This is a genomic window from Streptomyces sp. NBC_00386 (genome assembly GCF_036063235.1).
Taxonomy (GTDB): Bacteria; Actinomycetota; Actinomycetes; order Streptomycetales; family Streptomycetaceae; genus Streptomyces.
The window spans coordinates 5,732,685-5,759,244 of record NZ_CP107950.1 but is presented as its reverse complement, the minus strand read 5'-3'; the positions used below and the strand labels follow the sequence as shown (position 1 = coordinate 5,759,244).

The window sequence follows — 26,560 nt, the reverse complement described above, 5'->3', positions numbered from 1 at the left end:
GCGCCCGGGGGATGGCGCCTAGCGGATCTCGAGGATCTTCTCCCGCATCGCGTACACCACGGCCTCCATCCTGGAGTGCAGTTGCAGCTTCTCCAGGATGTTGCGTACGTGGTTCTTCACGGTGTTCTCGGAGATGAACAGTTCCTTGGCGATGTCACGGTTGTTCATCCCCGTGGCCACCAGCTTGAGGACCTCCAGCTCGCGGTCGGTGAGCCGCGGCGCGGGCACCAGCCGGCGCTCGTCCGTGCGCTGGATCATCGACTTGAACTCGGTGAGGAGTTTCGACGCCATCGACGGACTGATCTGCGACTGCCCGTCGGCGACCGCGCGGATGGCGGTGGCCACCTCGTCCGTGGAGATCTCCTTGAGGAGGTACCCGGTCGCCCCCGCCTTGATCGCGTCGTAGAGGTCGGCCTCCTCGTCGCTGATCGTCAGCATGATGATCTTCGCGCTGGGAGCCACCTCCTTGATGGAGGTGCACGCCTCGATACCGCCGCGCTTGGGCATCCGTACGTCCATCAGCACGATGTCGGGCAGCAGGTCGGCGGCCTTGTCGACCGCCTCCGCGCCGTCCCCCGCCTCACCGACGACCTGGATGTCCTCCTCGGCCGCGAGGACGATCTCCAGACCGCGGCGGAAGAGAGCGTGGTCGTCCACGACAAGGACCCTGATGGGCTCCTTGCGTGAAGAGCCCCCGTCCGGGCCGGATGCGGCGACTCCACCGCCGGTGTCGCCGGCACGCATCGGTCCGAAGCTGTCCGCCATCGTTCCTCCCCCTGAAGGCCGTGGCCTGTGTTTCCGCGGCGTCGCCAACCCAAGGCAACGACCCACCGGTTGGGCCGGTCCGGCCATGATTCCATGTCCGGACGTCGGCAGGGTGACGGAGCGGGGCGTGAAGTGGTCGCACACCGGTGCCCCTGGGGGCGCACTCGCGCTCCAGGGGCACCGGCTCATCCGTCACCGGGGACGGTCAGCCGCCGAGCGCGCCGCCCGGCGCATCCGCTCCGGCCTGGGTGACCATCGGGTCCGTGTTGAGGTGGATGACCCCGTAGTCGTAAGCGTGGCGCCGGTAGACGACGCTGGGCTCCTTCGTCTCGGAGTCGACGAAGAGGTAGAAGTCGTGCCCGACCAGCTCCATTTCGTAGAGCGCCTGGTCGAGCGTCATCGGTGCGGCCACGTGGGTCTTCTCGCGGACGACACAGGGGCCTTCGCCCATGATCTCGAGAGACCCGATCTTCTTGGTGGGTACGGCGTCCGGCTCCTCGTCGTGGACGACGTCACCGCTGCCGTTCAGGGTCGCGGCCCCCGGGACGACGTCGGCGACCTCGGCCGCCGAGATCCTGCCGTTGCCACGGCGGGTGTAGCGCTTGTCGTGCTGCTTGCGCAGCCGGGCCTCGAGCTTGTCCGCGGCCAGGTCGAGTGCTGCATACGCGTCGCTTGCCGCTGCCTCCGCCCGGATCACCGGCCCGCGGGAGTGGAGCGTGATCTCCACCCGGTCACTGCGGTCGGCCTGTCGGGGGTTGGGCTCCTTGGACACCTCGACGTCGAGGCTGATCACCTTGCCATCGAGCTTCTGGATCTTCTCCAGCTTCAGCTTCTCGGCCACGTGCTTGCGGAACCGCTCGGGCACCTCGGTCTTGCGGCCCTTGACGACGATGTCCACGCAGAACTCCGTTCCCGGATAGCCCCGCTCCACTGGCGGAGCATCTCCCTTTTGCACCAGGCTCCGGTGAGCCCCGGAACCTCGGACTCGGTGACTTTCACCTCCTCCTCCCCCAAGGACAAGATCTCCACCCCACCGATGCGGGTGATTGCCGGAAAGTGATGCCTCGGCACTCGGACGCGCGAGGTACGGCCTGCGCCATTGCCTCACAACCGAACATATCTCGCCCGGACGGATGTCGTCACCCTCTACTGATACGTACCTCCGTTCAGGTGAATTGACCCTCTTATTACCTGCAACGATGCAAGTTCTCGGTCAGTTCCGGTTTATTTCGAAGGCGTCCGGCGGTGCCGCGATCACGGCCGAACAGACCGTCGCACCACTCCTTCCTCCGGCCTGCTCCCTACCCGGGATTCGCCTGTACACCTCCGTCCGTCCCGTCCTCTCACCCGTCCACCGCAGCGTCCGCACACCCGACTGCGCCGCCCGCACCGCCCGCGCCGCTTCCGCCAACGACGCCCCGGTGGTCATCAGGTCGTCCACCAGCACGACCCGCCCTCCTTCGGCCAGCATCCGCCCGCCACCGGCGACGACCTCCAGGGCGCCCGCCAGATTCACCGCCCGCTGGCGGGAGTTCAGCCCCGACTGGTCAGCCACACCACGCTTCTGCCGCAGCGCACCGAGCACCCGGGTCGGCGTTCCGGTACGCCGCAGTTCCCCTGCCGCCGCGAGCGCGATCCGCCGCGTCGGATCGTGCCCCCGCGCCCGGACCACCCGCCGCGCCGACGGCACGGGCACGAGCAGCACGGGCCCGTGCCCCGCCCCGGCCGCCCGGACCGCCGCTCCAACGGTGTCCGCCCTCTCCCGCTCTCCCCGCACGTCCCCCTTCCCGAACCCCTGCGACCCCTGCGAAGCTGTGGGCCGCCCTGCCTGACCAGGACGTACCGCGGGCTCCAGGCCTGCCCGCACAGCCCCCGCGAGGGCCACGCCCAGGGGTGCCGCCAGCGCCAGCGCACCCCGTTCCTTGTGGGCGAGGAGCATGGCCCGCACCTCGTCCCCGTAGGGAGCCGCCGCGTGCACCACGGACAGCCCCGCCGGCTCGGGCACCGGTCGCACCCGGCACGGAGCGGCCCCTGTCAGGGCGGCACGGCACTCGGTACAGAGCACCGTGCGAGGCCTCCCGCAGCCTCCGCACTCGGCCGGCAGCACCAGATCCGTGAGGTCCCGCCACCACCCCCGCATGGCCACCACTGTGCCAACGGCCGGACCGCTCGGCCACCCCTGTGGAAAACCCTGGGGAACCGCCTGTGGACAGTCCCGAAACGGCGACGGGCCCGCCCGGAAACCGGACGGGCCCACCGCGGACGCACACGGCTCTACCCGGGGTAGACCGGCGCCGTCCCGTCCTGGACCACCTTCTGCCACTGCTCGCCCGCCGACAGCCGCACGATCCCGTCCGCCTCCGAGTGCGCCACGAGCGGCAGCTGCTCGTCCTCCGACGCGGCGATCTCCTTGACGTTGGCCAGCGCGGAGGGCGAGGTGCCCAGCGGGGTGGAACCGTCGACCTGGACGTACTGCATCTGCTGCACACCGCCCTTCTCGCTGCCGACCACCACGAGGCGGCTGTCCCCGGCCCAGGACATGGCCGTGACCTCCTCCAGCTGGGGCGCGACGGAACGCGGTTCGAAGACGTACGCGCCGTCGGGCTCGCCGGACGCGGACCTCTCGATGCGCCCGATCTGGAGCGAGCTCTTGCCGTCCTTCTCGACGATCAGCGCGACGCGCACACCGTCGGCGGCCACCCGCACCGCCTCGACGCGCCCGTCGACCTCCGGCGCCTGCACGACGACGGGCTCGCCCCCGCCCTTCCGCAGCAGAATCAGCCTGGGGTTCTTCGGGTCGCGGTCGGCGACCCACAGATCGCCGTGCGCGTCCCAGCTCGGCGTCGTCAGCCGGTCGTCGGCCGTCTTGCCCTGGCTGCGCACCACCGGCTCGGCGAGCGAACCGCCCGACACCAGTGACCCGACGTACAGGTTCCGGCCGTCGGCCGACACCCCGGCGGCGGTGTCCTCGTCCCGCGACACCGCGGCGGCCCGCAGCTTCTTGCCGCCCTCGCCCAGCGCACCGGGCACCGGCTCGGGCTTCTTGTCGCGGTTGCCGCCGGGCATCCGTACGAGCCGCTGGTCGTGGTCGATGAAGTACTGGTACTCCGGGTGCTCGCCCGTGCCGTGCGAGGCGACGCTCTCGGCCTTGGCCTTGGCCAGCACGCACAGCTGCGAGCCGTTCGACCTCTGGAGCTCCACCTCGTCGACGCCGGTGGGCGTCAGGTTCCGGAGGGTGAGCAGGATCTGGGCCGCCATCTTCCTGCACTGGGGGCTTCCGACCCGGTCGGCCTTCGCGTTCAGCGGCACGGTGACGCTGTTGCGGTCGTCGGGCGACAGCGACACATCGCCGTTCTTCAGTTCCGTGCCCGAGGGGAAACTCGACCTGACCACCGGGTTCAGCCAGCTCGTGGGGCCCTTCAGGAGGGCGCGCACGATCTGCGTCATCGGATCCACCTGCGCGCGCACGAAGACCGGGTCGGCGACGGTCCCCAGGGGACGGCCGTTTCCGGAGGTCCCGTTCGACGCGTAGTAGTACTTGTTCACGGACACGTAGTTGCGCTGGAAGTCCGACGTGCCCATCACGACGCCCTGCGGCAGCCCGTCGATACGCCACTGCTTGTTGCTCTTCAGCTTGGTCAGATGCACGGATCCGCTGTACTGGCCGGAGTCCGGCCCGTAGGCGTGCCGGGCGTCCACGGTGGCGACCTTGCTGCCGTTCAGCCGGAACAGGACCTCACGACTGCCTTCCTTGGTCCCCGAGGGCGCTCCCACGGGTTCCGGCGCGTCCGCGAGGACCGTCGTCGAACGGTAGGGGTCCCACGTCTTGCGCGCACTGTCGGTGAGGTACTTGCCGGCCGTCTCGTACTTGGCGTCGTCACTGGTCAGCGCCTCCAGGAAACCCTGGACGATCTCCGCCGCCGAGGCACCGGGATGCGGCGGCACGGCGTAGACGCGGACCTGCGAGTCCTGGCGCGGGGTGGACTCCACCCCGCGCAGATCCCCGCTGTCCGGCATCGAGGCGCACCCCGCCAGCAGCAGTGCTCCACAACCGGCGTACACCATGACGCTCACCGAACGGCGTCCGCGGACACCGTTCCCCCCGCGGTCAGCGCCCACGAAATGCCTCCCCATGTCCGAGCTCCTCCGGCGTCACGCCGTCCCGCCCCCGCTCCTGCGCGGTCCGTTCCCGGCCGGTGCCGGATGTCTCCTCCTGGCGGCGCGGCGCCCCGGCGGGCCGGGGCACCACACGAGAGCCGTTGCCCGGCAGCGCCGTCGGATCGGCCGTGGGCGAGACCCCGGCCAGCCGCGGGGCCATGGCCCCGGGCGGCGGTATCCGATCCGCCGCGGACCCGGCCTGCTGCACCGGGACCGTGGCGCGCTTCGTGGCTCCGCCGTGCGGCAGACCGGCGTCGTCGAGTCCGCGGTTGCGCCGGGAATCCTTGGGTTCCAGGGGTATCGGTGATCCCCTGAGGGGCTCGTCCGCCGTCCGCGGCAGGGTCAGCCGGAACTGCGAACCGCCGCCCGGCTCGCCCCAGGCCTGCAGCCAGCCTCCGTGCAGCCGCGCGTCCTCCAGGGCGATGGACAGCCCCAGACCCGTGCCGCCGGTGGTACGTGCGCGTGCCGGGTCGGCCCGCCAGAAGCGGCTGAACACCCGGGTCGCCTCGCCGGGCTTGAGCCCGACGCCGTAGTCGCGGACCGCTATCGCGACCGCTCCGCCCGCGGCGGCGAGCTTGACGACGACGTCCTTGCCCTCGCCGTGTTCCACGGCGTTGACGACGAGGTTGCGCAGCACCCGCTCGACCCGCCGGGCGTCCGCCTCGGCTATCAGCGGCTGCTGGTCGCCGACGACGCGTATGCGCGTTCCCTTGCGCTCGGCGAGCGGCTCGGCTCCGCCGACCACCCGTCGTACGACTTCCCTGAGGTCGATGGCGTCGGCCTCCAGTGCCGCCGCGCCCGCGTCGAACCGGCTGATCTCCAGCAGGTCGGCGAGGAGCGTCTCGAAGCGGTCGAGCTGGTCGGCGAGGAGCTCGGCCGACCGCGCGGTCACCGGGTCGAAGTCCACGCGCGCGTCGTGGATGACGTCGGCGGCCATCCGCACGGTGGTCAGCGGGGTGCGCAGTTCGTGCGACACGTCGGAGACGAACCGCCGCTGCATCCGGGAGAGGTCCTCGAGCTGCTGGATCTTGAGCTGGAGGTTCTGCGCCATCTTGTTGAAGGCTTCGCCGAGGCGCGCGATGTCGTCCTCGCCGGTGACCTTCATACGTTCCTGGAGGCGTCCGGCGGAGAGCCGCTCGGCGATCCCGGCCGCCATCCGCACCGGTGTGACGACCTGGCGCACCACGAGCCAGGCGATGGCCCCGAGGAGCACCACGACGAACAGCCCGGCCGTCGCGAGGGTGCCCTTGACCAGGCTCAGCGACTTCTCCTCCTGCGTCAGCGGGAAGAGGTAGTAGAGCTGGTACGCGTCCCCGTTGGGATCGCTGACCCGCTTGCCGATGACCAGTGCCGGCTGGGACTGCTTGCCGTCCTTGTAGACGACACGGGTGTAGCTCTGCGCCGCCGAGGTGCCCTCGTCGAGCCGGGCACGCAGGTTCTCGGGGACGCTCACCGTCGAGTCGACCTGGCCCGAGGACCGCGGTGCGAGGCCGCCGCTGCCGTCGCCCGAGGCGGTGGAGTTGAGCGTCACCACGTCGAACGCGCCCTGCCCGCCACTGGACAGGGACACGACGAGGTCGGTCATCCACTGGCTGACGTTCTTGGACGGGCGGCCGTCGGCGTCCGTGCCGTCGTCGCCGTTCGCCGTCGCCGCCGCGTCCGCCTGCTGCTTGGCCACGGCGAAACCGCCGGTGGCCTGGCTCTGCGAGGCCCTCACCTTGGCGTCGAGCAGACCGTTGCGCACCTGCCCGATCACGACGAAGCCGAGAAGCAGGACGACGCCCATCGACATCAGCAGCGTCGTCGCGACGATCTTGAGCTGGATGTTGCGCCGCCACAGCCGCATCACGGGCAGCAGCGGACGGCGCACCCAGCGTATGAGCAGCCGGAGAACCGGGCTGCCCTGGACCCCGCCCTGGAGCAGTCCTCCTTCGAAGAACCGCTCCCAGCGGGAGCCCTTCATTTTCCGGCCGACAGGCCGCCCCGAACGATCCCCCTGCTCAGCGGACGCCGAAGCGGCACTGTCCCATGACATGTCAGCTAGGTCCTGCCTTGTATCCGACGCCTCGAACGGTCACCACGATCTCCGGGCGCTCCGGGTCCTTCTCGACCTTGGAGCGCAGTCGCTGGACGTGCACGTTGACCAGACGGGTGTCCGCCGCGTGCCGGTAGCCCCACACCTGCTCCAGGAGGACCTCACGCGTGAACACCTGCCACGGCTTGCGCGCCAGAGCGACCAGCAGGTCGAACTCCAGCGGCGTCAGCGCGATCGACATGCCTTCCCGCTTCACAGAGTGACCGGCCACGTCGATGACGAGATCGCCGATCGACAACTGCTCGGGTGCCGGTTCCTCCGAACGGCGCAGCCGCGCCCTGATCCGCGCCACCAGCTCCTTTGGCTTGAACGGCTTCACGATGTAGTCGTCGGCGCCCGATTCGAGGCCGACCACGACATCGACGGTGTCGCTCTTCGCCGTGAGCATCACGATCGGCACCCCGGACTCCGCCCTGATCAGGCGACACACCTCGATGCCGTCCCTTCCGGGCAGCATGAGGTCCAGGAGCACCAGGTCGGGCTTGGCGTCGCGGAAAGCGGCCAGCGCCTTGTCGCCGTCGGCTACGAAAGACGGCTCAAAACCTTCACCACGCAACACGATGCCGAGCATCTCGGCCAGTGCGGTGTCGTCATCGACGACAAGGACTCGTCCCTTCATAAACGACATCATCCCATTAACTAAATCGTTACCTGGCGTGACAAGTCACACAGCTCGGCGAGAGCCTCAGCCGTCACGGGCGAAACAACGCCCTCTTCGGTGACGATCGCCGTGATCAACTCCGGCGGCGTCACGTCGAACGCCGGGTTGTACGCCTGGGTCCCCAGGGGTGCCACAGGTATACCCCTTCCCGGCTCCACACCCACCACCGGCACCTGCGGAGCCGCGATCTCCGTCACTTCATGACCCGCGCGCTGCTCGACCTCGATGGATGCGCCGTCGGGCGTGTCCTGATCGATCGTGGTCACCGGCGCCACCACGATGAACGGCACATGGTGGTACCTGGCCAGCACCGCGAGCGGATAGCTCCCCACCTTGTTCGCCACCGAACCGTCGGCGGCGATGCGGTCGGCCCCGATCAGCACCGCGTCCACCTCCCCGGCCGCGAACAGCGAGCCCGCCGCGCTGTCCGTGAGCAGGGTGTACGCCATTCCGCTGCGAGCGGCCTCGTAGGCCGTCAGACGGGCACCCTGGAGCAAGGGCCGCGTCTCGTCCACCCAGAGCCGCCGCAGCTGCCCCGCCCGGTGCGCGGCGAGCGCCACCGCGAACGCGGTTCCCTCACCGCCGGACACCAGCGCACCGGTGTTGCAGTGCGTGAGCACCCGGTGGCCGCCGCCCGGCAGCAGCTCGTCGAGCAGCGCCAGTCCGTGCCCGGCCATGCGCGAGCTCGCCTCGGCGTCCTCGCGGTGCAGCGCCCGCGCCGCGCCGAGCGCCGCCGACGCGGCCGCCGCCTCGTCCCCGCCCGCGGACAGCGCCGCCCGGTGGGCCGCCCGCGCCCGGCGCACACCGACCGCGAGATTCACGGCGGTCGGCCTGGCACCGGCCAGCGCGTGGGCGGCCTCCTCCACGTCGAACCCGCGTACGGCGGCGAGCGCGACGCCGTACGCCCCGGCGATCCCGAGCAGCGGAGCCCCCCGCACGGCGAGCGTACGGATCGCCTCCACCAGCGCGGGCGCGTCCGTGCACACCAGCTCGACCTCCTCCGCGGGAAGCCTCGTCTGGTCGAGAAGGACCACCACAGGGCCTTCGGGCGGTTCGTGCCAGCGGATCGCGGGTATCTCCGTCGGCCCGCTGTCCTCACGGGGTTGCGCGTACTGATCGGCCATTCGCCCAGTCTGCCCCGTACCCGGCGGACAATTGAAGGTGTGCAGCCCATACGGGGGCCCGACCGTTGCCGGGCACGCCGTGACACGATGGCTGTCGACCTGCCGCCGCGACCGCGGGACGGGCACCGTGAAGGAGCGACGATGAACGACACTCCGGGCTGGGCGTCGCCCGGATCCGCCCCCTCCGGCGAAAAGGTGCCGGACTCGTCCGGCACCCCGCGGCCCGCGGACCAGGACGGAGCGAATCCGCCCGAGCAGCCCTCGAAGTGGTCCAAGGAGCAGCCCCCGCCGGCCCAGTGGTCCGCGCCCGGCGCACAGGGGCCCTCGGGGGCCCCGCCACCCGCCGCGCCAGGTCCCGGCTGGGGCGGACGGCCTCCCGGCGGCCAGGGCGGTGGATACGGCGGCTGGGGAGGCCCCGGACAGGGCGGCCCCGGCGGGCCTGTGGGCTGGGGCGGCACCTGGGGCGCACCGCCGCCCGCCGCCAGGCCCGGCGTGATCCCGCTGCGCCCGCTCGGCGTCGGCGAGATCCTGGACGGCGCCGTCTCGACCATGCGCGGCTACTGGCGCACGGTCCTCGGCATCTCGCTGACCGTCGCCGTCGTCACGCAGATCGCCATCATCCTGCTCCAGGGCTTCGTCCTGGACGACAGCGCCGCCACGGAAGCGCTCAACGACCCGAGCGCCACCCTCGGCGAGCTGAGCCGGGCCATGGGCGACACCCTGCTCAGCTCCGGTCTCGTCCTGCTCGTCACCCTGCTCGGCACCATCGTCGCGACGGCCCTGCTCACCTCGGTGACCAGCCGCGCCGTGATCGGCAAGACGGTGACCACGAGCGAGGCGTGGCGGGACGCGCGTCCCCAGCTGGCCAAGCTGTTCGGGCTGACCCTGCTGCTCCCGCTCATCGCCGTCGCGATCATGGGCGCCGGCGCACTGCCGGGTCTGCTCGTCGTCGCGGGCGGCTCGCACGACGCCGGTGCCGCGCTCGCCGTCCTCGGCGCCTTCGCCGCGGGTTTCGTCACCCTGTGGCTGATGGTCCGCTTCTCGCTCGCCTCTCCCGCCCTGATGCTGGAGAAGCAGGGCATCCTGAAGTCGATGCACCGCTCCGCGAAACTCGTACGCGGCTCCTGGTGGCGGGTGTTCGGCATCCAGCTCCTCGCCACGATCATCGCCAACATCTTGGCGTCGATCATCGTGATCCCCTTCGCCGTCCTCGCCGCCGCACTGAGCGGCGACGGCTTCACCGGCTTCCTCGACAGCTCCGCCGACCTCGGCTGGACCTTCCTCATCGTCAGCGGCATCGGCTCGGTGATCGGATCCATGATCACCTTCCCGATCACCGCCGGCGTCACGGTGCTCCTGTACATCGACCGGCGCATCCGCCGCGAGGCCCTCGACCTCGACCTGGCCCGAGCCGCCGGCCTCCAGGACTACGGCAGCGCGGCCTCCGGAACCACCCGCACCACACCAGGGAGTTGATGCGGTGAACGGGGCGGGGGGAGTTCTCACGGCGGTACTCGCGGGGCCGCACACCGGTGCGACAACGGTCCTCGCGCTGTCCCGGAGCGACGCACCACCGGTGACCACGCCGCGCGAGGCCGCACGGGAGGCGGCCAGACGCGAACTGTCCAAGCGGATGTACCACGAGAACGACCCCGGCCTCGTCCGACGTGCCCTGAACGCCTTCTGGGACTGGGTCGACAGACTGTTCGGCGCCGCTTCGGCCGCGACACCCGGCGGAACACTCGGACTCGTCGTCATCGTCCTCGCGGCCGTGGCGATCGTGGCCGTCCTGTGGTGGCGCCTGGGCACTCCGCATCGCACCCGGACCTCGTCCGCCACCCTCTTCGACAACCGCCCCAGAAGCGCCGCCGAACACCGCGCCGCCGCCGAGGCACACGCCGCCCAGGGCCACTGGAACCAGGCGGTCCAGGAACGCATGCGTGCCGTCGTGCGATCCCTGGAGGAACGCGCCCTGCTCGATCCGCGCCCCGGCCGCACGGCCGACGAGGCCGCCGCGGAGGCAAGCCGCTCCCTGCCCTCCCACACCGACCGGCTGCGCGCCTCGGCACGCGACTTCGACGACATCACGTACGGCGGCCGATCCGGCGACCCACGCGCGTACCAGCGCCTCACCGAACTCGACCGTGACCTGGAGCGCACCAGGCCCGTACTCACGGACAACGCCCCCGGCACGCACCGGAAAACGGCCCGCGACAGCCGCCAGGGGGCCACCTCATGACCGAGGCCGCCCTCGTCTCCACCTCGTCCTCGCCCACCACCCGGCAGCTGTGGACCCGCACGCGCGGAGTCGTCCTCGCGCTCGTCCTCCTGCTCGCGGCCGCCGTGGCGATAGCCGCGGTCCGCTCGGACGCCCGGCACGGCCGCCTCGACCCGCGCTCCGCGGATCCCTCCGGCAGCCGGGCCGTCGCCCGGCTCCTCGTCGACCAGGGGGTCTCCACACGTCTGGTCACCACTCTCGGCGAGGCGGCCTCCGCGGCCGGCCCCGACACCACCCTGCTGATCGCCTCCCCCGATCTGCTGACCAAGCGTCAGCAGAGCCTTCTGCGCACGGCGACGGAGCGCTCTGGCGGCCGTACGGTCCTGATCACGCCCGGACCGCCCTCCCTCGGCACCCTCGCCCCCGAAGTCACCGCCGATCCCGCGGTCGGCTTCGACTCCACGCTCTCCCCCCGCTGCGGTCTGCCCGCCGCCCGCCGAGCGGGCAGCGCCGACACGGGCGGCATCCGCTACAGCACCACCGACCCGAACGCCGACACCTGCTACCCGAGCGACGGACTGCCCACGCTCCTGCGCGTTCCGGCACGCTCCGGAAGCGGTGACACCGTCGTCCTCGGCGCCCCCGACATCCTCTTCAACGACCGTCTCGACGAGCAGGGCAACGCCTCGCTCGCGCTCCAACTCCTCGGCTCCCGCACCCATCTGGTCTGGTACCTCCCCTCGCTCTCCGACGAATCGGCCACCGACGCGGGCGACCAGAGCTTCTTCGACCTGCTCCCCTCGGGCTGGCTCTGGGGCACGCTCCAGCTCTTCGTCGCGGCCGCCCTGGCAGCACTGTGGCGGGCACGCCGCATGGGCCCCCTCGTACCCGAACGGCTTCCCGTCGCGATCCGCGCCTCCGAAACCGCAGAAGGCCGCGCCCGCCTCTACCGCAAGGCGTCCGCCCGCGACCGCGCGGCCGCCGCTCTGCGCTCCGCCACCCGCACCCGCCTCGCCCCCCTCATCGGCGTACCCCCGGCCCAGGCCCATGCGCCCGAGACCCTGCTCCCCGCCCTGGCCGCCCACGTCGACGGCGACTCACAGGCCCTGCTCCCGCTCCTCTTCGGGCCGCCGCCCCGCGACGACGCGGCCCTCGTCTCCCTTGCCGACCAACTCGACGCCCTCGAAAGAGAGGTACGCATTTCATGATGGACCCGACCACTGACAACGCCGGGTACACCGGGTACTCCGGGGACGCGGACACCGCCCGCTCCTCCCTGGAAGCCCTGCGCGCCGAGATCGCCAAAGCCGTGGTCGGCCAGGACCCCGCTGTGACCGGCCTCGTCGTCGCCCTCCTCTGCCGCGGACACGTTCTCCTCGAAGGAGTCCCCGGAGTGGCCAAGACGTTGCTCGTCCGCGCCCTCGCGTCCGCGCTGGAACTCGACACCAAGCGCGTCCAGTTCACCCCCGACCTCATGCCGAGCGACATCACCGGCTCACTCGTCTACGACGCCCGCACCGCCGAGTTCTCCTTCCAGCCCGGCCCGGTCTTCACCAATCTCCTGCTCGCCGACGAGATCAACCGCACGCCTCCCAAGACCCAGGCGTCGCTGCTGGAGGCGATGGAGGAACGCCAGGTCACCGTCGACGGCACTCCTCGCCCGCTCCCCGAGCCCTTCCTGGTCGCCGCGACCCAGAACCCGGTCGAGTACGAGGGCACCTATCCCCTCCCGGAAGCCCAACTGGACCGCTTCCTGCTCAAACTGACGATCCCGCTGCCCTCCCGCCAGGACGAGATCGACGTCCTCACCCGCCACTCCGAGGGCTTCAACCCCCGCGACCTGCGCGCCGCCGGCCTGCGTCCGGTGGCCGGCCCCGCCGACCTCGAAGCCGCCCGCGCGGCGGTCGCCAAGACAGCGGTCTCCCCCGAGATCACCGGCTACGTCGTCGACCTGTGCCGCGCGACCCGCGAATCGCCGTCGCTCACCCTCGGCGTCTCCCCGCGCGGCGCGACGGCCCTGCTCGCCACTGCCCGCGCCTGGGCCTGGCTGACCGGCCGCGACTACGTCATCCCCGACGACGTCAAAGCCCTGGCCCTGCCGACTCTCCGTCACCGCGTGCAACTCCGCCCCGAAGCCGAGATGGAGGGCGTGACGGCCGACTCCGTCATCAACGCGATCCTCACCCACGTCCCCGTCCCCCGCTGATGGCACTCACCGGACGCGCCGCCCTCCTGGCGGCCCTGGGCGCGATCCCCGTCGGCATCTGGGGACCCGGTTGGACAGGCATCCTCGCCGTGAACGTCCCCCTGGCCCTGGCCTGCGCCTGCGACGCCGCCCTCGCGGCTCCCGTACGACGCCTGGGCCTGACCCGCTCCGGGGACACCTCGGTGCGCCTCGGCGAATCCGCGGACGTCACACTCACGGTCACCAATCCCTCCGGCCGACCGCTGCGCGCACACCTCCGCGACGCCTGGCCGCCGAGCAGTTGGGAACCCGGCACGGAGGTCGAGGCCTCCCGTCACCGTCTGACGGTCCCCGCCGGCGAACGCCGCCGTCTGACGACCCGTCTGCGCCCCACGCGCCGCGGTGACCGCCTGGCCGACCGTGTCACGATCCGCTCGTTCGGCCCACTCGGTCTGTTCTCCCGTCAGGGCAGCCACGAAGTCCCCTGGGCCGTACGCGTCCTGCCGCCTTTCACCAGTCGGAAGCACCTCCCTTCCAAACTGGCCCGGCTCCGCGAACTCGACGGCCGCACCAGTGTGCTGACGCGTGGTGAGGGCACGGAGTTCGACAGTCTGCGCGAGTACGTTCCCGGTGACGACACCCGGTCCATCGACTGGCGCGCCACGGCTCGCCGAACGACGGTCGCCGTACGCACCTGGCGTCCCGAGCGCGACCGCCACATCCTTCTGGTCCTCGACACCGGCCGCACCTCGGCGGGGCGCGTCGGCGACGCGCCCCGCCTCGACGCCTCCATGGACGCGGCCCTGCTCCTCGCCGCGCTGGCCTCCCGCGCCGGCGACCGCGTGGACCTCCTCGCCTACGACCGCCGAGTACGTGCCCTGGTCCAGGGCCGTGCTGCGGGTGATGTCCTTCCGTCCCTGGTCAACGCGATGGCCGGGCTCGAACCGGAGCTCGTCGAGACGGATGCCCGCGGCCTGACCGCGACAGCCGTGCGTACGGCCCCGCGACGCTCTTTGATCGTGCTCCTGACGACCCTCGACGCGGCCCCTGTCGAAGAGGGCCTGCTCCCTGTGCTTTCCAGCCTCACCCAGCGCCACACGGTTCTGCTGGCATCGGTCGCGGACCCGCACGTCGCGCGCATGGCGAAGGCCCGGGGAGACGTCGACGCGGTCTACGAGGCAGCGGCGGCGGCCCAGGCCGAGGCGGGACGTCAGCGCACGGCGGAGACGCTGCGGCGGCGCGGAGTCACCGTCGTCGACGCGACTCCAGACGACCTCGCGCCGGCCCTCGCGGACGCCTATCTGGCCTTGAAGTCCGCAGGCCGCCTGTAGAAGAAGACCTGCACAAGAAGAACAGAAGGCTGAAAGAGACCGTCCTCTTTCTCACGCGAGAAATACCCTCGCGGGAAACAGCCTCGCGGGGAACAGTCTTGCGGGAAATGCCCTTGGAACGCAGAAAACCCCCGGACCGGTGTCCCCGGTCCGGGGGTTTTCTTCAAGATTTGTTCGGCGGCGTCCTACTCTCCCACAGGGTCCCCCCTGCAGTACCATCGGCGCTGTGAGGCTTAGCTTCCGGGTTCGGAATGTAACCGGGCGTTTCCCTCACGCTATGACCACCGAAACACTATGAAACTGTCAACCAGACCACGCTCTGTGACAAACGTGGGGTTGTTCGTGGTTTCAGAACCAACACAGTGGACGCGAGCAACTGAGGACAAGCCCTCGGCCTATTAGTACCAGTCACCTCCACCCGTTGCCGGGCTTCCAGATCTGGCCTATCAACCCAGTCGTCTACTGGGAGCCTTAACCCCTCGAGGGGGTGGGAATACTCATCTCGAAGCAGGCTTCCCGCTTAGATGCTTTCAGCGGTTATCCCTCCCGAACGTAGCCAACCAGCCATGCCCTTGGCAGGACAACTGGCACACCAGAGGTTCGTCCGTCCCGGTCCTCTCGTACTAGGGACAGCCCTTCTCAATATTCCTACGCGCACAGCGGATAGGGACCGAACTGTCTCACGACGTTCTAAACCCAGCTCGCGTACCGCTTTAATGGGCGAACAGCCCAACCCTTGGGACCGACTCCAGCCCCAGGATGCGACGAGCCGACATCGAGGTGCCAAACCATCCCGTCGATATGGACTCTTGGGGAAGATCAGCCTGTTATCCCCGGGGTACCTTTTATCCGTTGAGCGACGGCGCTTCCACAAGCCACCGCCGGATCACTAGTCCCGACTTTCGTCCCTGCTCGACCCGTCGGTCTCACAGTCAAGCTCCCTTGTGCACTTACACTCAACACCTGATTGCCAACCAGGCTGAGGGAACCTTTGGGCGCCTCCGTTACTCTTTAGGAGGCAACCGCCCCAGTTAAACTACCCATCAGACACTGTCCCTGATCCGGATCACGGACCCAGGTTAGACATCCAGCACGACCAGACTGGTATTTCAACGACGACTCCACCTGAACTGGCGTCCAAGCTTCACAGTCTCCCAGCTATCCTACACAAGCCGAACCGAACACCAATATCAAACTGTAGTAAAGGTCCCGGGGTCTTTCCGTCCTGCTGCGCGAAACGAGCATCTTTACTCGTAGTGCAATTTCACCGGGCCTATGGTTGAGACAGTCGAGAAGTCGTTACGCCATTCGTGCAGGTCGGAACTTACCCGACAAGGAATTTCGCTACCTTAGGATGGTTATAGTTACCACCGCCGTTTACTGGCGCTTAAGTTCTCAGCTTCGCCACCCCGAAGAGTGACTAACCGGTCCCCTTAACGTTCCAGCACCGGGCAGGCGTCAGTCCGTATACATCGCCTTACGGCTTCGCACGGACCTGTGTTTTTAGTAAACAGTCGCTTCTCGCTGGTCTCTGCGGCCACCCCCAGCTCATGGAGTAAATCCAATCACCGGTGATGGCCCCCCTTCTCCCGAAGTTACGGGGGCATTTTGCCGAGTTCCTTAACCATAGTTCACCCGAACGCCTCGGTATTCTCTACCTGACCACCTGAGTCGGTTTAGGGTACGGGCCGCCATGAAACTCGCTAGAGGCTTTTCTCGACAGCATAGGATCATCCACTTCACCACAATCGGCTCGGCATCAGGTCTCAGCCTTGATGTGTGACGGATTTGCCTATCACACGGCCTACACCCTTACCCCGGGACAACCACCGCCCGGGATGGACTACCTTCCTGCGTCACCCCATCACTCACCTACTACAGGTCTGGTCCGTCGGCTCCACCACTCCCCTTTGCCCGAAGGCTCCGGGGCGGCTTCACGGACTTAGCATCGCCTGGTTCGATGTTTGACGCTTCACAGCGGGTACCGGAATATCAACCGGTTATCCATCGACTACGCCTGTCGGCCTCGCCTTAGGTCCCGACTTACCCTGGGCAGATCAGCTTGACCCAGGAACCCTTAGTCAATCGGCGCACACGTTTCTCACGTGTGTATCGCTACTCATGCCTGCATTCTCACTCGTGAACCGTCCACCACTGCCTTCCGGCGCGGCTTCACCCGGCACACGACGCTCCCCTACCCATCACAGCGGGCGTTGGCCCTATTGCTGCAATGACACGACTTCGGCGGTACGCTTGAGCCCCGCTACATTGTCGGCGCGGAATCACTAGACCAGTGAGCTATTACGCACTCTTTCAAGGGTGGCTGCTTCTAAGCCAACCTCCTGGTTGTCTGTGCGACTCCACATCCTTTCCCACTTAGCGTACGCTTAGGGGCCTTAGTCGATGCTCTGGGCTGTTTCCCTCTCGACCATGGAGCTTATCCCCCACAGTCTCACTGCCGCGCTCTCACTTACCGGCATTCGGAGTTTGGCTAAGGTCAGTAACCCGGTAGGGCCCATCGCCTATCCAGTGCTCTACCTCCGGCAAGAAACACACGACGCTGCACCTAAATGCATTTCGGGGAGAACCAGCTATCACGGAGTTTGATTGGCCTTTCACCCCTAACCACAGGTCATCCCCCAGGTTTTCAACCCTGGTGGGTTCGGTCCTCCACGACCTCTTACAGCCGCTTCAACCTGCCCATGGCTAGATCACTCCGCTTCGGGTCTTGAGCGCGCTACTGAATCGCCCTATTCGGACTCGCTTTCGCTACGGCTTCCCCACACGGGTTAACCTCGCAACGCACCGCAAACTCGCAGGCTCATTCTTCAAAAGGCACGCAGTCACGACGCACTGAGTAAACTCAATGCGCGACGCTCCCACGGCTTGTAGGCACACGGTTTCAGGTACTATTTCACTCCGCTCCCGCGGTACTTTTCACCATTCCCTCACGGTACTATCCGCTATCGGTCACCAGGGAATATTTAGGCTTAGCGGGTGGTCCCGCCAGATTCACACGGGATTTCTCGGGCCCCGTGCTACTTGGGTGTCTCTCAAACGAGCCGTTGATGTTTCGACTACGGGGGTCTTACCCTCTACGCCGGACCTTTCGCATGTCCTTCGCCTACATCAACGGTTTCTGACTCGTCTCACAGCCGGCAGACTGTGAAAGAGAGATCCCACAACCCCCAAGCGCAACCCCTGCCGGGTCTCACACGCTTGAGGTTTGGCCTCATCCGGTTTCGCTCGCCACTACTCCCGGAATCACGGTTGTTTTCTCTTCCTGCGGGTACTGAGATGTTTCACTTCCCCGCGTTCCCTCCACATACCCTATGTGTTCAGGTATGGGTGACAGCCCATGACGACTGCCGGGTTTCCCCATTCGGAAACCCCCGGATCAAAGCCTGGTTGACGGCTCCCCGGGGACTATCGTGGCCTCCCACGTCCTTCATCGGTTCCTGGTGCCAAGGCATCCACCGTGCGCCCTTAAAAACTTGGCCACAGATGCTCGCGTCCACTGTGCAGTTCTCAAACAACGACCAACCACCCATCACCCCGAACCAGTAGTTCGAGTGCACTGGGGCCGGCACTGAAGGCAGCCTTTCGGCCGTACCTTCAGACACCCAACAGCGTGCCCGACACCCTCGCCACTCATGATCAGCTTTCCACGCTCCGAAGAGCAGTACTGGCAGCCCGAGATGACTGAGAGTGCCGAATAATCAACGTTCCACCCATGAGCAACCACCGTCGGACATCTGCCGACGTAATGGCCCTGGACCACCGGGCAAGCCCGGCGGCCTAGATGCTCCTTAGAAAGGAGGTGATCCAGCCGCACCTTCCGGTACGGCTACCTTGTTACGACTTCGTCCCAATCGCCAGTCCCACCTTCGACAGCTCCCTCCCACAAGGGGTTGGGCCACCGGCTTCGGGTGTTACCGACTTTCGTGACGTGACGGGCGGTGTGTACAAGGCCCGGGAACGTATTCACCGCAGCAATGCTGATCTGCGATTACTAGCAACTCCGACTTCATGGGGTCGAGTTGCAGACCCCAATCCGAACTGAGACAGGCTTTTTGAGATTCGCTCCGCCTCACGGCTTCGCAGCTCTTTGTACCTGCCATTGTAGCACGTGTGCAGCCCAAGACATAAGGGGCATGATGACTTGACGTCGTCCCCACCTTCCTCCGAGTTGACCCCGGCAGTCTCCTGTGAGTCCCCATCACCCCGAAGGGCATGCTGGCAACACAGAACAAGGGTTGCGCTCGTTGCGGGACTTAACCCAACATCTCACGACACGAGCTGACGACAGCCATGCACCACCTGTACACCGACCACAAGGGGGGCACTATCTCTAATGCTTTCCGGTGTATGTCAAGCCTTGGTAAGGTTCTTCGCGTTGCGTCGAATTAAGCCACATGCTCCGCTGCTTGTGCGGGCCCCCGTCAATTCCTTTGAGTTTTAGCCTTGCGGCCGTACTCCCCAGGCGGGGAACTTAATGCGTTAGCTGCGGCACCGACGACGTGGAATGTCGCCAACACCTAGTTCCCACCGTTTACGGCGTGGACTACCAGGGTATCTAATCCTGTTCGCTCCCCACGCTTTCGCTCCTCAGCGTCAGTAATGGCCCAGAGATCCGCCTTCGCCACCGGTGTTCCTCCTGATATCTGCGCATTTCACCGCTACACCAGGAATTCCGATCTCCCCTACCACACTCTAGCTAGCCCGTATCGAATGCAGACCCGGGGTTAAGCCCCGGGCTTTCACACCCGACGTGACAAGCCGCCTACGAGCTCTTTACGCCCAATAATTCCGGACAACGCTTGCGCCCTACGTATTACCGCGGCTGCTGGCACGTAGTTAGCCGGCGCTTCTTCTGCAGGTACCGTCACTCTCGCTTCTTCCCTGCTGAAAGAGGTTTACAACCCGAAGGCCGTCATCCCTCACGCGGCGTCGCTGCATCAGGCTTTCGCCCATTGTGCAATATTCCCCACTGCTGCCTCCCGTAGGAGTCTGGGCCGTGTCTCAGTCCCAGTGTGGCCGGTCGCCCTCTCAGGCCGGCTACCCGTCGTCGCCTTGGTGAGCCACTACCTCACCAACAAGCTGATAGGCCGCGGGCTCATCCTTCACCGCCGGAGCTTTTAACCCCCACCCATGCAGGCAGGAGTGTTATCCGGTATTAGACCCCGTTTCCAGGGCTTGTCCCAGAGTGAAGGGCAGATTGCCCACGTGTTACTCACCCGTTCGCCACTAATCCACCCCGAAGGGCTTCATCGTTCGACTTGCATGTGTTAAGCACGCCGCCAGCGTTCGTCCTGAGCCAGGATCAAACTCTCCGTGAATGTTTTCCCGTAATCGGGACGACACCACGAGAGCGGAACAACCGGTCGGAATAGGACCGGCGTTCACAGCGTCCTCGCTGATGCGCCTGCCGGAACAATGCCCGGCAGGACTTTTTCAAAGGAACCTCGTCCCGGCCGAACGGCCGGAGACGGGGTATCAACAAATCTGGCGTTGATTTTTGGCACGCTGTTGAGTTCTCAAGGAACGGACGCTTCCTTTGTACTCACCCTCTCGGGCTTTCCTCCGGGCGATTCCCTTCGGTCTTGCGTTTCCGACTCTATCAGACCGTTTCCGTATCCGATTTCCTCGGCGCTTTCCAGGTTTCCGCTTTCGCGTTTCCCTTTCCGGCGAGTCCGACTCTATCAGAACCTTTCGGGCCCGATTTCCTCGGTGCTTTCAAGGTAATCCGCTCTCGCGTTTCCCTTTTCAGCGACTCCGACTTTATCAGAATCTGTGGGCCGGATTGACCGGCAACCATTTCTGAATCATCAGGAGGGGCTTCTTCTGAATCGACGTGTCGATTGCTTTGAGAAGCGAGCAGACTCTAACCGCTGCCACCGGATGTGTCCAGTTCTAGGCAACTGTTCAAATCTACCTCCCCGCTCGACCCGTGTCAACGAGTTTTCTGGGGTAACGAGAAGGCTAGCAGGTCAGCCGGGGCACGCGCACATCAGGCGGCCGTCGGCAGAGTGGCGCTGCGCTCGGACGCTGTGACGTCTCCGGTCTCGCCGGAGCGTGCCGCGCGACCTCCGAGGACATAGACGTACGCGAGAAAGGCCAGTTCAGCAGCGATCCCGATGCCGATACGGGCCCAGGTCGGAAGGCCCGACGGCGTGACGAAGCCTTCGATGGCACCCGAGACGAACAGGATCAGCGCCAGTCCGATCGCCATGCCCAGTGCGGCGCGTCCCTCTTCCGCGAGAGCTGTACGACGGGATCGCGGGCCCGGGTCGATCACGGTCCAGCCCAGTTTCAGTCCAGTCCCCGCGGCGACGAAGACGGCGGTCAGTTCCAGCAGGCCGTGCGGGAGGACGAGGCCGAGGAAGGTGTCGAGGCGGCCGGCCGACGACATCAGGCCGATGCCGACACCCAGGTTGAGCATGTTCTCGAGGAGGATCCAGAGGACCGGAAGGCCCAGGAAGACGCCCAGCACCAGGCACAGGGCGGCCGCCTCGGCGTTGTTCGTCCACACCTGGGCGGCGAAGGCGGCGGCGGGATGACTGGAGTAGTAGGTCTCGTACTCACCGCCGGGGCGGGTGAGGGAACGCAGTTCACCTGGGGCGGCGATGGCGGCCTGGACCTCGGGGTGGGTGCCGATCCACCACCCGAGGAGGGCGGCTATCGCCGTGGACAGGAGCGCCGTGGGCACCCACCAGTGGCGGGAGCGGTAGACGGCTGCGGGGAAACCGTGAGTCAGGAAGCGGGTGACGTCGCGCCACGAGGCTCGGCGGGTACCGGTCACCGCGCTGCGCGCGCGTGCCACGAGTTGGCTGAGGCGCCCGGTCAGCTGGGGGTCGGGCGCGCTGGACTGGATCAGCGAGAGATGGGTGGCGGTTCGCTGGTACAGGGTGACGAGTTCGTCGGCCTCGGCCCCGGTCAGCCGGCGCTGGCGGTGCAGCAGGGCGTCGAGTCTGTCCCACTCGGCTCGGTGGGCGGAGACGAAGACGTCGAGGTCCATCGGTTTGCCTGCTCCTCGCTGCGCATCGGGGGCTCATCGTGGATGTCAGCTTGTCCTACTGGGGCGCGATGCGCCCTCAGCTTGGCAGACTGGCGGTTGTCGGGGCAGGTCAGGGGAAGGGCGGCGCGCGTGAGTGAGCTGGTGACGGGCGAGGCAGTGGCATTGGAGCTGCGGCCCGCGAAACTGCCGAGCCGGGCGCTTGCCGTGGTGCTCGACCTGGCCTTGGCGGTGGCGGTCTACATCGTCGTGACCATCGGCCTGGTCGCCGCGACCGCCGCGCTGGACGACGCGGCGCAGATCGCCGTCTCGATCGCGAGTTTCCTGCTGGTGCTGGTGGGCGGTCCGATCGCCGTGGAGACGCTCAGCCACGGCCGCTCTCTGGGAAAGCTGGCGTGCGGGCTGCGGGTGGTACGGGACGACGGCGGGCCGATCCGGTTCCGGCACGCTCTGGTGCGCGGTGCCGTGGGGGTGGTCGAGATCCTGATGACGTTCGGGATCGTCGCGTGCATCGCTTCGCTGGTGTCGGAACGCGGGCGGCGGCTCGGTGACGTGTTCGCGGGGACCCTCGTCGTGCGGGAGCGGATTCCGGTGGGACGGATGCCGTACGTTCCCGCGCCGCCGCCCTGGCTGGCGGGACGGTTCGCGGAGCTCGATCTGTCCGCCGTACCGGACGGGCTGTGGCTGGCCATCCGCCAGTACCTGACGCGGATGCGGCAGCTGGATCCGCAGATCGGTGGGGCGATGGCGGAACGGCTCGCCGTGGATCTCGCCGCTCGTACCGGGGCTCCGGCGCCGCAGGGCGTACCGGCGGGCGCGTATCTGGCGGCTGTCGTGCACGAGCGGCAGACCCGCGAGGCCCGTCGGACGTTCGGTGCTGTGCCGGGCGGATTCGTCGCCCCCGCGCCCGGTGGCCATCACTTCCCGCAGCCGGGACAACCGGGTGGGCCTGTCGGCCACCCCGTGCAGCCCGGCGCGCCTGCCGGCTATCCCTTCCGGCCCGGCGCTCCCGCCGGCTATCCCCCTCAGCCAGGCGCTCCTGTCGGCCACCCGTTCCATCCGGGACCCGGCGCTCACCCCGCCCGGTCGGCCCCCGCCGGGTACGGGGTCGCGCCTCAGCAGCCGGCCCCGCCTCCGGCCAACCCGGTCGCCCCGGCCGACCCCGGCGCCCCGGTCGAGCACGCCAGCCGGGACGAGCGTCCGTCGACCGGCTTCGCGCCGCCCGCGTAGCCGCCCTCGCCACCGGATCGGCGGTGGCTCGGAACGGCCCGGCACCGCCGTCAGGTGAACACCGACGGCGGTGATTCGAGGTGTTCGAGTTCGATGCCGGGAGCCGCGAGCACCACGTCGCCGGCGATGTGCACGGCGTGCTGTTCCCCCGTGTCCAGCGCTGTGACCTGGTATTCGTCCACGGTCAGCGGGCCGTTGTCAGTGGTGTGTGTTTCGCTTGCGATCAAGGCCCAGGACTGGTCGAGGGTGCGCGGGGCGAGGACCGGGTCGGTGAAGGCGACGAGGCGGACACGGGTCGCCGAGGGGGCGGCGGAAGGGGCGAGGCGAAGGAGGCGGGCGGTGGCGACGAGGAAGGCGGGAGAGGTGCCGGTGAAGGCGTGGGCGGGCACGTTGCCTTCGGTGGCCTCGGTTCCGGTGGGGTCGGTGCGGACCCAGGTCACGCCGTCGAGGGCGGCGCCCCGCACCTGCCAGCCCGCCGCGTGCAGTTCGAGGCGGATGGGGCGGCCGAGATCGTCGAGGGCGAGGTCGACGGAGCCGGTGACCGTCGTCGCCGCGGGCTCCGGGAGGCCGTCGGGCGCCGTGCCGGAGGGGGTCGTGAGTTGGGAGACATAGCGCCAGCCCGAGGGGCCGGGCGCGCAGTGGAAGTGTTCGTCGGCGAGGGGAGTGTGATCGTGCGGATCATGGAGCGAATAGCGGCCGCGGGGCATGGGCGTTCAGGTCCTCATCGGGGACAGGCCCCCGCCGGGACGGCGAGGGCCTGCTGACATCCGGACGCCGAGCGGTGGTACCGCTGCTCGGCGGGCGTGCTCAGTAGCGGTAGTGGTCCGACTTGTACGGGCCGTCGACCTCGACACCGATGTACGAGGCCTGCTCGGGGCGGAGCGTCGTGAGCTTCACGCCGAGCGCGTCGAGGTGGAGACGGGCGACCTTCTCGTCCAGGTGCTTGGGCAGCACGTAGACGTCGGTCGGGTACTCCTCGGGCTTCGTGAACAGCTCGATCTGGGCCAGGGTCTGGTCCGCGAACGAGTTGGACATCACGAAGGACGGGTGGCCGGTCGCGTTGCCCAGGTTCAGCAGGCGGCCCTCGGACAGCACGATGATGACCTTGCCGTCGGGGAACTTCCAGGTGTGGACCTGGGGCTTGACCTCGTCCTTGACGATGCCGGGGATCTTGGCGAGGCCGGCCATGTCGATCTCGTTGTCGAAGTGACCGATGTTGCCGACGATCGCCTGGTGCTTCATCTTGGCCATGTCCGCGGCCATGATGATGTCCTTGTTGCCCGTCGTGGTGACGAAGATGTCGGCCTTGTCGACGACCTCGTCGAGGGTCGTGACCTGGTAGCCGTCCATCGCCGCCTGCAGGGCGCAGATCGGGTCGATCTCGGTGATGATCACGCGGGCACCCTGGCCGCGCAGGGACTCCGCGCAGCCCTTGCCCACGTCGCCGTAGCCGCAGACGACGACGGTCTTGCCGCCGATCAGGGTGTCGGTGGCGCGGTTGATGCCGTCGATCAGCGAGTGGCGGCAGCCGTACTTGTTGTCGAACTTCGACTTGGTGACGGCGTCGTTCACGTTGATCGCCGGGAACAGCAGGGTGCCGTCGCGGTACATCTCGTACAGGCGGTGGACGCCGGTCGTGGTCTCCTCGGTCACGCCGCGGATCTCCGAGGCGAGCTGGGTCCACTTCTGCGAGCCGTCCGTGATGGTGCGGTGCAGGAGTTCGAGGACGACGCGGTGTTCGTCGGACTCGGCGGTGTCGACCGAGGGGACCTTGCCGTCCTTCTCGTACTCGACGCCGTTGTGGACGAGCATGGTGGCGTCACCACCGTCGTCCAGGATCATGTTCGGGCCGCCGGTGGGGGTGTTCGGCCAGGTCAGCGCCTGCTCCGTGCACCACCAGTACTCCTCCAGGGTCTCGCCCTTCCAGGCGAAGACCGGGACGCCCTGCGGGTCCTCGGGCGTACCGTTCGGGCCGACCGCGATGGCGGCGGCGGCGTGGTCCTGGGTGGAGAAGATGTTGCAGGAGGCCCAGCGGACCTCGGCGCCCAGGGCGACCAGGGTCTCGATGAGGACGGCGGTCTGCACCGTCATGTGCAGGGAGCCGGTGACGCGGGCGCCCGCGAGGGGCTGCGCCTCGGCGTACTCCCGGCGGATCGACATCAGGCCGGGCATCTCGTGCTCGGCGAGGGTGATCTCCTTGCGGCCGAAGGCCGCCAGGGAGAGGTCGGCGACCTTGAAGTCCTGTCGGTTGTCGACAGTCGTCATACGAGCTGCTCCTCGGAATCGGGGCGAGGTGGATGGGGCTGTCCTGCGCGGCGGCGGCACGTACGCGTGTCCGACCGGGGCACGGACGTGCACCGGCAGGGCACAGGTGTGCCCTGTGCGCGCAGCGCATCCGTCGGAGGCCCTCTCTCCCTCGGCCGGTCCGCGGTGGGACCGCCCGACCGCCATCAGCAGCGACGTCTGGCTCAGCACCCAAGCTACACCGGTGAGGCTGTCCCTCCCCAGTCCACCTCCGGACAAAGCGGCCCCCACCGGCCCTGGCCGAGGGGCTCGGCCGAGGTCCTGGGCGGAGGAGACGGACGCTGGAGGCGGGAAAGCCGCCGGGGCCCGTCCGAGTTCTCGGGCGGGCCCCGGCGGCGTACGAGCGGGTGGGGTCAGTGGCCGGCCGGCGTCGGCCCGCCGGGGGTCGCGGCGGGGTTCGGGCCCTTGGCCGCCTCGGCGTCGCTGTAGATGTCCGGCTCCAGGTAGATCACCCGGGCGATCGGGACGGCGGCGCGGATGCGGGACTCGGCGGCGTCGATGGCGGTGGCGACCTGGGCGGCCGTGTCGTCGTGCTTGACGGCGATCTTCGCGGCGACCAGGAGTTCCTCCGGACCGAGGTGGAGCGTGCGCATGTGGATGATGCCGGTGACGGTGGCGCCGTCGACCATCGCCGCCTCGATCTTCGCGGTGTCCTCCGGGCCCGCCGACTCGCCCAGCAGGAGCGACTTGGTCTCGGCGGCGAGCACCAGCGCGATCAGGATGAGCAGGACGCCGATGCAGACCGTGCCGATGCCGTCCCAGGTGCCGTCGTCCGTGAGCAGGGCGAGGCCGACTCCGCCGAGCGCGAGGACCAGACCGATGAGCGCGCCGAAGTCCTCCAGCAGGACGACCGGCAGTTCGGGGGCCTTGGCGCGGCGGATGAACTGGGACCAGGAGTGGGAGCCGCGCAGCTCGTTGGACTCCTTGATGGCCGTACGGAAGGAGAAGCTCTCGGCGATGATCGCGAACACCAGGACGCCGACCGGCCAGTACCAGTGGTCGATCGCGTGGGGGTGCTTGATCTTCTCGTAGCCCTCGTAGACGGCGAACATGCCGCCGACCGAGAACAGGACGATCGAGACGAGGAAGGCGTAGATGTAGCGCTCGCGGCCGTAGCCGAACGGGTGCTGCGGGGTCGCCTCGCGCTGGGCCTTCTTGCCGCCGATCAGGAGCAGTGCCTGGTTGCCGGAGTCGGCGAGCGAGTGAACGCCCTCGGCGAGCATCGAGGAGGAGCCGCTGAACGCGAACGCCACGAACTTCGATACCGCGATCGCGAGGTTGGCGCCGAGTGCCGCCACGATCGCTTTGGTGCCGCCTGAAGCGCTCATCTGCTCCTGCTGTCCCTTCGTACGCCGTCCGGACCCGTTCGTACCCTCGTACCCCGCCCGGTCCGGGCTTTGCCCGCCCTTTGCGGTGGGCCATTCTTGCAGCCCGGTCCGTCGGCGACGCGCCTCAGGTAGGTCCCGTCGTCCCG

General features: G+C 68.1%; 17 protein-coding genes and 3 rRNA genes. 6 read left to right on the top strand and 14 right to left on the bottom strand.

Annotated features, from left to right (window positions below; all coding sequences use genetic code 11):
- Positions 1–18 precede the first annotated feature (18 nt).
- From OG780_RS25355 to mtnA, 7 genes are all read right to left on the bottom strand, one after another.
- Positions 19–765 (bottom strand): response regulator transcription factor, encoded by a 747-nt coding sequence (locus tag OG780_RS25355; protein WP_328451810.1) that lies wholly within the window; start codon positions 763–765, stop codon positions 19–21.
- 205 nt (positions 766–970) lie between these two features.
- Positions 971–1,663, bottom strand: coding sequence for a ribosome hibernation-promoting factor, HPF/YfiA family (gene hpf, locus OG780_RS25350; protein WP_387308373.1), 693 nt, complete (start codon positions 1,661–1,663; stop codon positions 971–973).
- A 315-nt stretch (positions 1,664–1,978) separates the two neighbouring features.
- Positions 1,979–2,905 (bottom strand): ComF family protein, encoded by a 927-nt coding sequence (locus OG780_RS25345; RefSeq protein ID WP_328451807.1) that lies wholly within the window; start codon positions 2,903–2,905, stop codon positions 1,979–1,981.
- A 134-nt stretch (positions 2,906–3,039) separates the two neighbouring features.
- The gene (locus OG780_RS25340) at positions 3,040–4,884 is read right to left on the bottom strand and encodes an LpqB family beta-propeller domain-containing protein (RefSeq protein WP_328458372.1); all 1,845 of its coding nucleotides are present in this window, start codon (positions 4,882–4,884) and stop codon (positions 3,040–3,042) included.
- Positions 4,874–6,958, bottom strand: a complete 2,085-nt coding sequence (mtrB, locus tag OG780_RS25335; protein ID WP_328451805.1) for an MtrAB system histidine kinase MtrB — start codon at positions 6,956–6,958, stop codon at positions 4,874–4,876. Before mtrB ends, OG780_RS25340 begins: the two co-directional genes overlap by 11 nt.
- A 1-nt stretch (position 6,959) precedes the next feature.
- Positions 6,960–7,649 (bottom strand): two-component system response regulator MtrA, encoded by a 690-nt coding sequence (mtrA, locus tag OG780_RS25330; protein ID WP_192582811.1) that lies wholly within the window; start codon positions 7,647–7,649, stop codon positions 6,960–6,962.
- A gap of 8 nt (positions 7,650–7,657) precedes the next feature.
- Positions 7,658–8,803 carry an S-methyl-5-thioribose-1-phosphate isomerase gene (gene mtnA, locus OG780_RS25325; protein ID WP_328451800.1) on the bottom strand — a complete coding sequence of 382 codons (1,146 nt, stop codon included), beginning with the start codon at positions 8,801–8,803 and terminating at the stop codon, positions 7,658–7,660.
- Between the two features lie 141 nt (positions 8,804–8,944).
- On the opposite strand from mtnA, the gene OG780_RS25320 reads away from it, so the two are divergent.
- Genes OG780_RS25320 through OG780_RS25300 form a run of 5 tightly spaced genes read left to right on the top strand, consistent with a single transcriptional unit; the run spans position 8,945 to position 14,537 of the window.
- Positions 8,945–10,279, top strand: a complete 1,335-nt coding sequence (locus OG780_RS25320) for a hypothetical protein (protein WP_328451798.1) — start codon at positions 8,945–8,947, stop codon at positions 10,277–10,279.
- Between the two features lie 4 nt (positions 10,280–10,283).
- Positions 10,284–11,042 carry a DUF4129 domain-containing protein gene (locus tag OG780_RS25315; RefSeq protein ID WP_328451796.1) on the top strand — a complete coding sequence of 253 codons (759 nt, stop codon included), beginning with the start codon at positions 10,284–10,286 and terminating at the stop codon, positions 11,040–11,042.
- Positions 11,039–12,229, top strand: coding sequence for a DUF4350 domain-containing protein (locus tag OG780_RS25310; RefSeq protein ID WP_328451794.1), 1,191 nt, complete (start codon positions 11,039–11,041; stop codon positions 12,227–12,229). The genes OG780_RS25315 and OG780_RS25310 overlap by 4 nt, the downstream gene beginning before the upstream one ends.
- Positions 12,229–13,227 (top strand): AAA family ATPase, encoded by a 999-nt coding sequence (locus tag OG780_RS25305; protein WP_328451792.1) that lies wholly within the window; start codon positions 12,229–12,231, stop codon positions 13,225–13,227. Before OG780_RS25310 ends, OG780_RS25305 begins: the two co-directional genes overlap by 1 nt.
- Positions 13,227–14,537: a DUF58 domain-containing protein gene (locus OG780_RS25300; protein WP_328451790.1), complete on the top strand. Its 1,311-nt coding sequence runs from the start codon at positions 13,227–13,229 to the stop codon at positions 14,535–14,537. The genes OG780_RS25305 and OG780_RS25300 overlap by 1 nt, the downstream gene beginning before the upstream one ends.
- A gap of 172 nt (positions 14,538–14,709) precedes the next feature.
- Here the strand turns inward: OG780_RS25300 and rrf are convergent.
- The 4 genes from rrf to OG780_RS25280 form a co-directional block, all read right to left on the bottom strand.
- Positions 14,710–14,826: ribosomal RNA gene (rrf, locus tag OG780_RS25295) — 5S ribosomal RNA — on the bottom strand.
- Between the two features lie 89 nt (positions 14,827–14,915).
- Positions 14,916–18,037: ribosomal RNA gene (locus OG780_RS25290) — 23S ribosomal RNA — on the bottom strand.
- Between the two features lie 313 nt (positions 18,038–18,350).
- A 16S ribosomal RNA gene (locus OG780_RS25285) occupies positions 18,351–19,876 on the bottom strand.
- Together the 16S, 23S and 5S rRNA genes form the textbook arrangement of a ribosomal RNA operon.
- Before the next feature lie 671 nt (positions 19,877–20,547).
- Positions 20,548–21,555 carry a stage II sporulation protein M gene (locus OG780_RS25280; protein ID WP_328451788.1) on the bottom strand — a complete coding sequence of 336 codons (1,008 nt, stop codon included), beginning with the start codon at positions 21,553–21,555 and terminating at the stop codon, positions 20,548–20,550.
- Positions 21,556–21,684: 129 nt separating this feature from the next.
- Here OG780_RS25280 and OG780_RS25275 point away from each other — a divergent pair, with 129 nt between their 5' ends.
- Positions 21,685–22,782, top strand: coding sequence for an RDD family protein (locus tag OG780_RS25275; protein WP_328451786.1), 1,098 nt, complete (start codon positions 21,685–21,687; stop codon positions 22,780–22,782).
- Between the two features lie 50 nt (positions 22,783–22,832).
- On the opposite strand, the gene OG780_RS25270 is transcribed toward OG780_RS25275, so the two are convergent.
- From OG780_RS25270 to OG780_RS25260, 3 genes are all read right to left on the bottom strand, one after another.
- Entirely contained in the window at positions 22,833–23,489 is a 657-nt protein-coding gene (locus OG780_RS25270; RefSeq protein WP_328451784.1) for a hypothetical protein, read from the bottom strand.
- 100 nt (positions 23,490–23,589) lie between these two features.
- A complete protein-coding gene (gene ahcY / locus OG780_RS25265; RefSeq protein WP_328451782.1) occupies positions 23,590–25,047 on the bottom strand; it encodes an adenosylhomocysteinase in 1,458 nt (485 codons plus the stop codon).
- 392 nt (positions 25,048–25,439) lie between these two features.
- The gene (locus OG780_RS25260) at positions 25,440–26,414 is read right to left on the bottom strand and encodes a cation diffusion facilitator family transporter (protein WP_328451780.1); all 975 of its coding nucleotides are present in this window, start codon (positions 26,412–26,414) and stop codon (positions 25,440–25,442) included.
- Positions 26,415–26,560 lie beyond the last annotated feature (146 nt).

Excerpts from the sequence above, each read along its gene's own strand:
- OG780_RS25355 (WP_328451810.1), bottom strand. The coding sequence starts at position 765 with ATGGCGGACAGCTTCGGACCGATGCGTGCCGGCGACACCGGCGGTGGA.
- OG780_RS25345 (WP_328451807.1), bottom strand. The coding sequence starts at position 2,905 with ATGCGGGGGTGGTGGCGGGACCTCACGGATCTGGTGCTGCCGGCCGAG.
- mtrB (WP_328451805.1), bottom strand. The coding sequence starts at position 6,958 with ATGTCATGGGACAGTGCCGCTTCGGCGTCCGCTGAGCAGGGGGATCGT.
- mtrA (WP_192582811.1), bottom strand. The coding sequence starts at position 7,649 with ATGATGTCGTTTATGAAGGGACGAGTCCTTGTCGTCGATGACGACACC.
- mtnA (WP_328451800.1), bottom strand. The coding sequence starts at position 8,803 with ATGGCCGATCAGTACGCGCAACCCCGTGAGGACAGCGGGCCGACGGAG.
- OG780_RS25320 (WP_328451798.1), top strand. The coding sequence starts at position 8,945 with ATGAACGACACTCCGGGCTGGGCGTCGCCCGGATCCGCCCCCTCCGGC.
- OG780_RS25310 (WP_328451794.1), top strand. The coding sequence starts at position 11,039 with ATGACCGAGGCCGCCCTCGTCTCCACCTCGTCCTCGCCCACCACCCGG.
- OG780_RS25305 (WP_328451792.1), top strand. The coding sequence starts at position 12,229 with ATGGACCCGACCACTGACAACGCCGGGTACACCGGGTACTCCGGGGAC.
- OG780_RS25300 (WP_328451790.1), top strand. The coding sequence starts at position 13,227 with ATGGCACTCACCGGACGCGCCGCCCTCCTGGCGGCCCTGGGCGCGATC.
- OG780_RS25280 (WP_328451788.1), bottom strand. The coding sequence starts at position 21,555 with ATGGACCTCGACGTCTTCGTCTCCGCCCACCGAGCCGAGTGGGACAGA.
- OG780_RS25270 (WP_328451784.1), bottom strand. The coding sequence starts at position 23,489 with ATGCCCCGCGGCCGCTATTCGCTCCATGATCCGCACGATCACACTCCC.
- ahcY (WP_328451782.1), bottom strand. The coding sequence starts at position 25,047 with ATGACGACTGTCGACAACCGACAGGACTTCAAGGTCGCCGACCTCTCC.
- OG780_RS25260 (WP_328451780.1), bottom strand. The coding sequence starts at position 26,414 with ATGAGCGCTTCAGGCGGCACCAAAGCGATCGTGGCGGCACTCGGCGCC.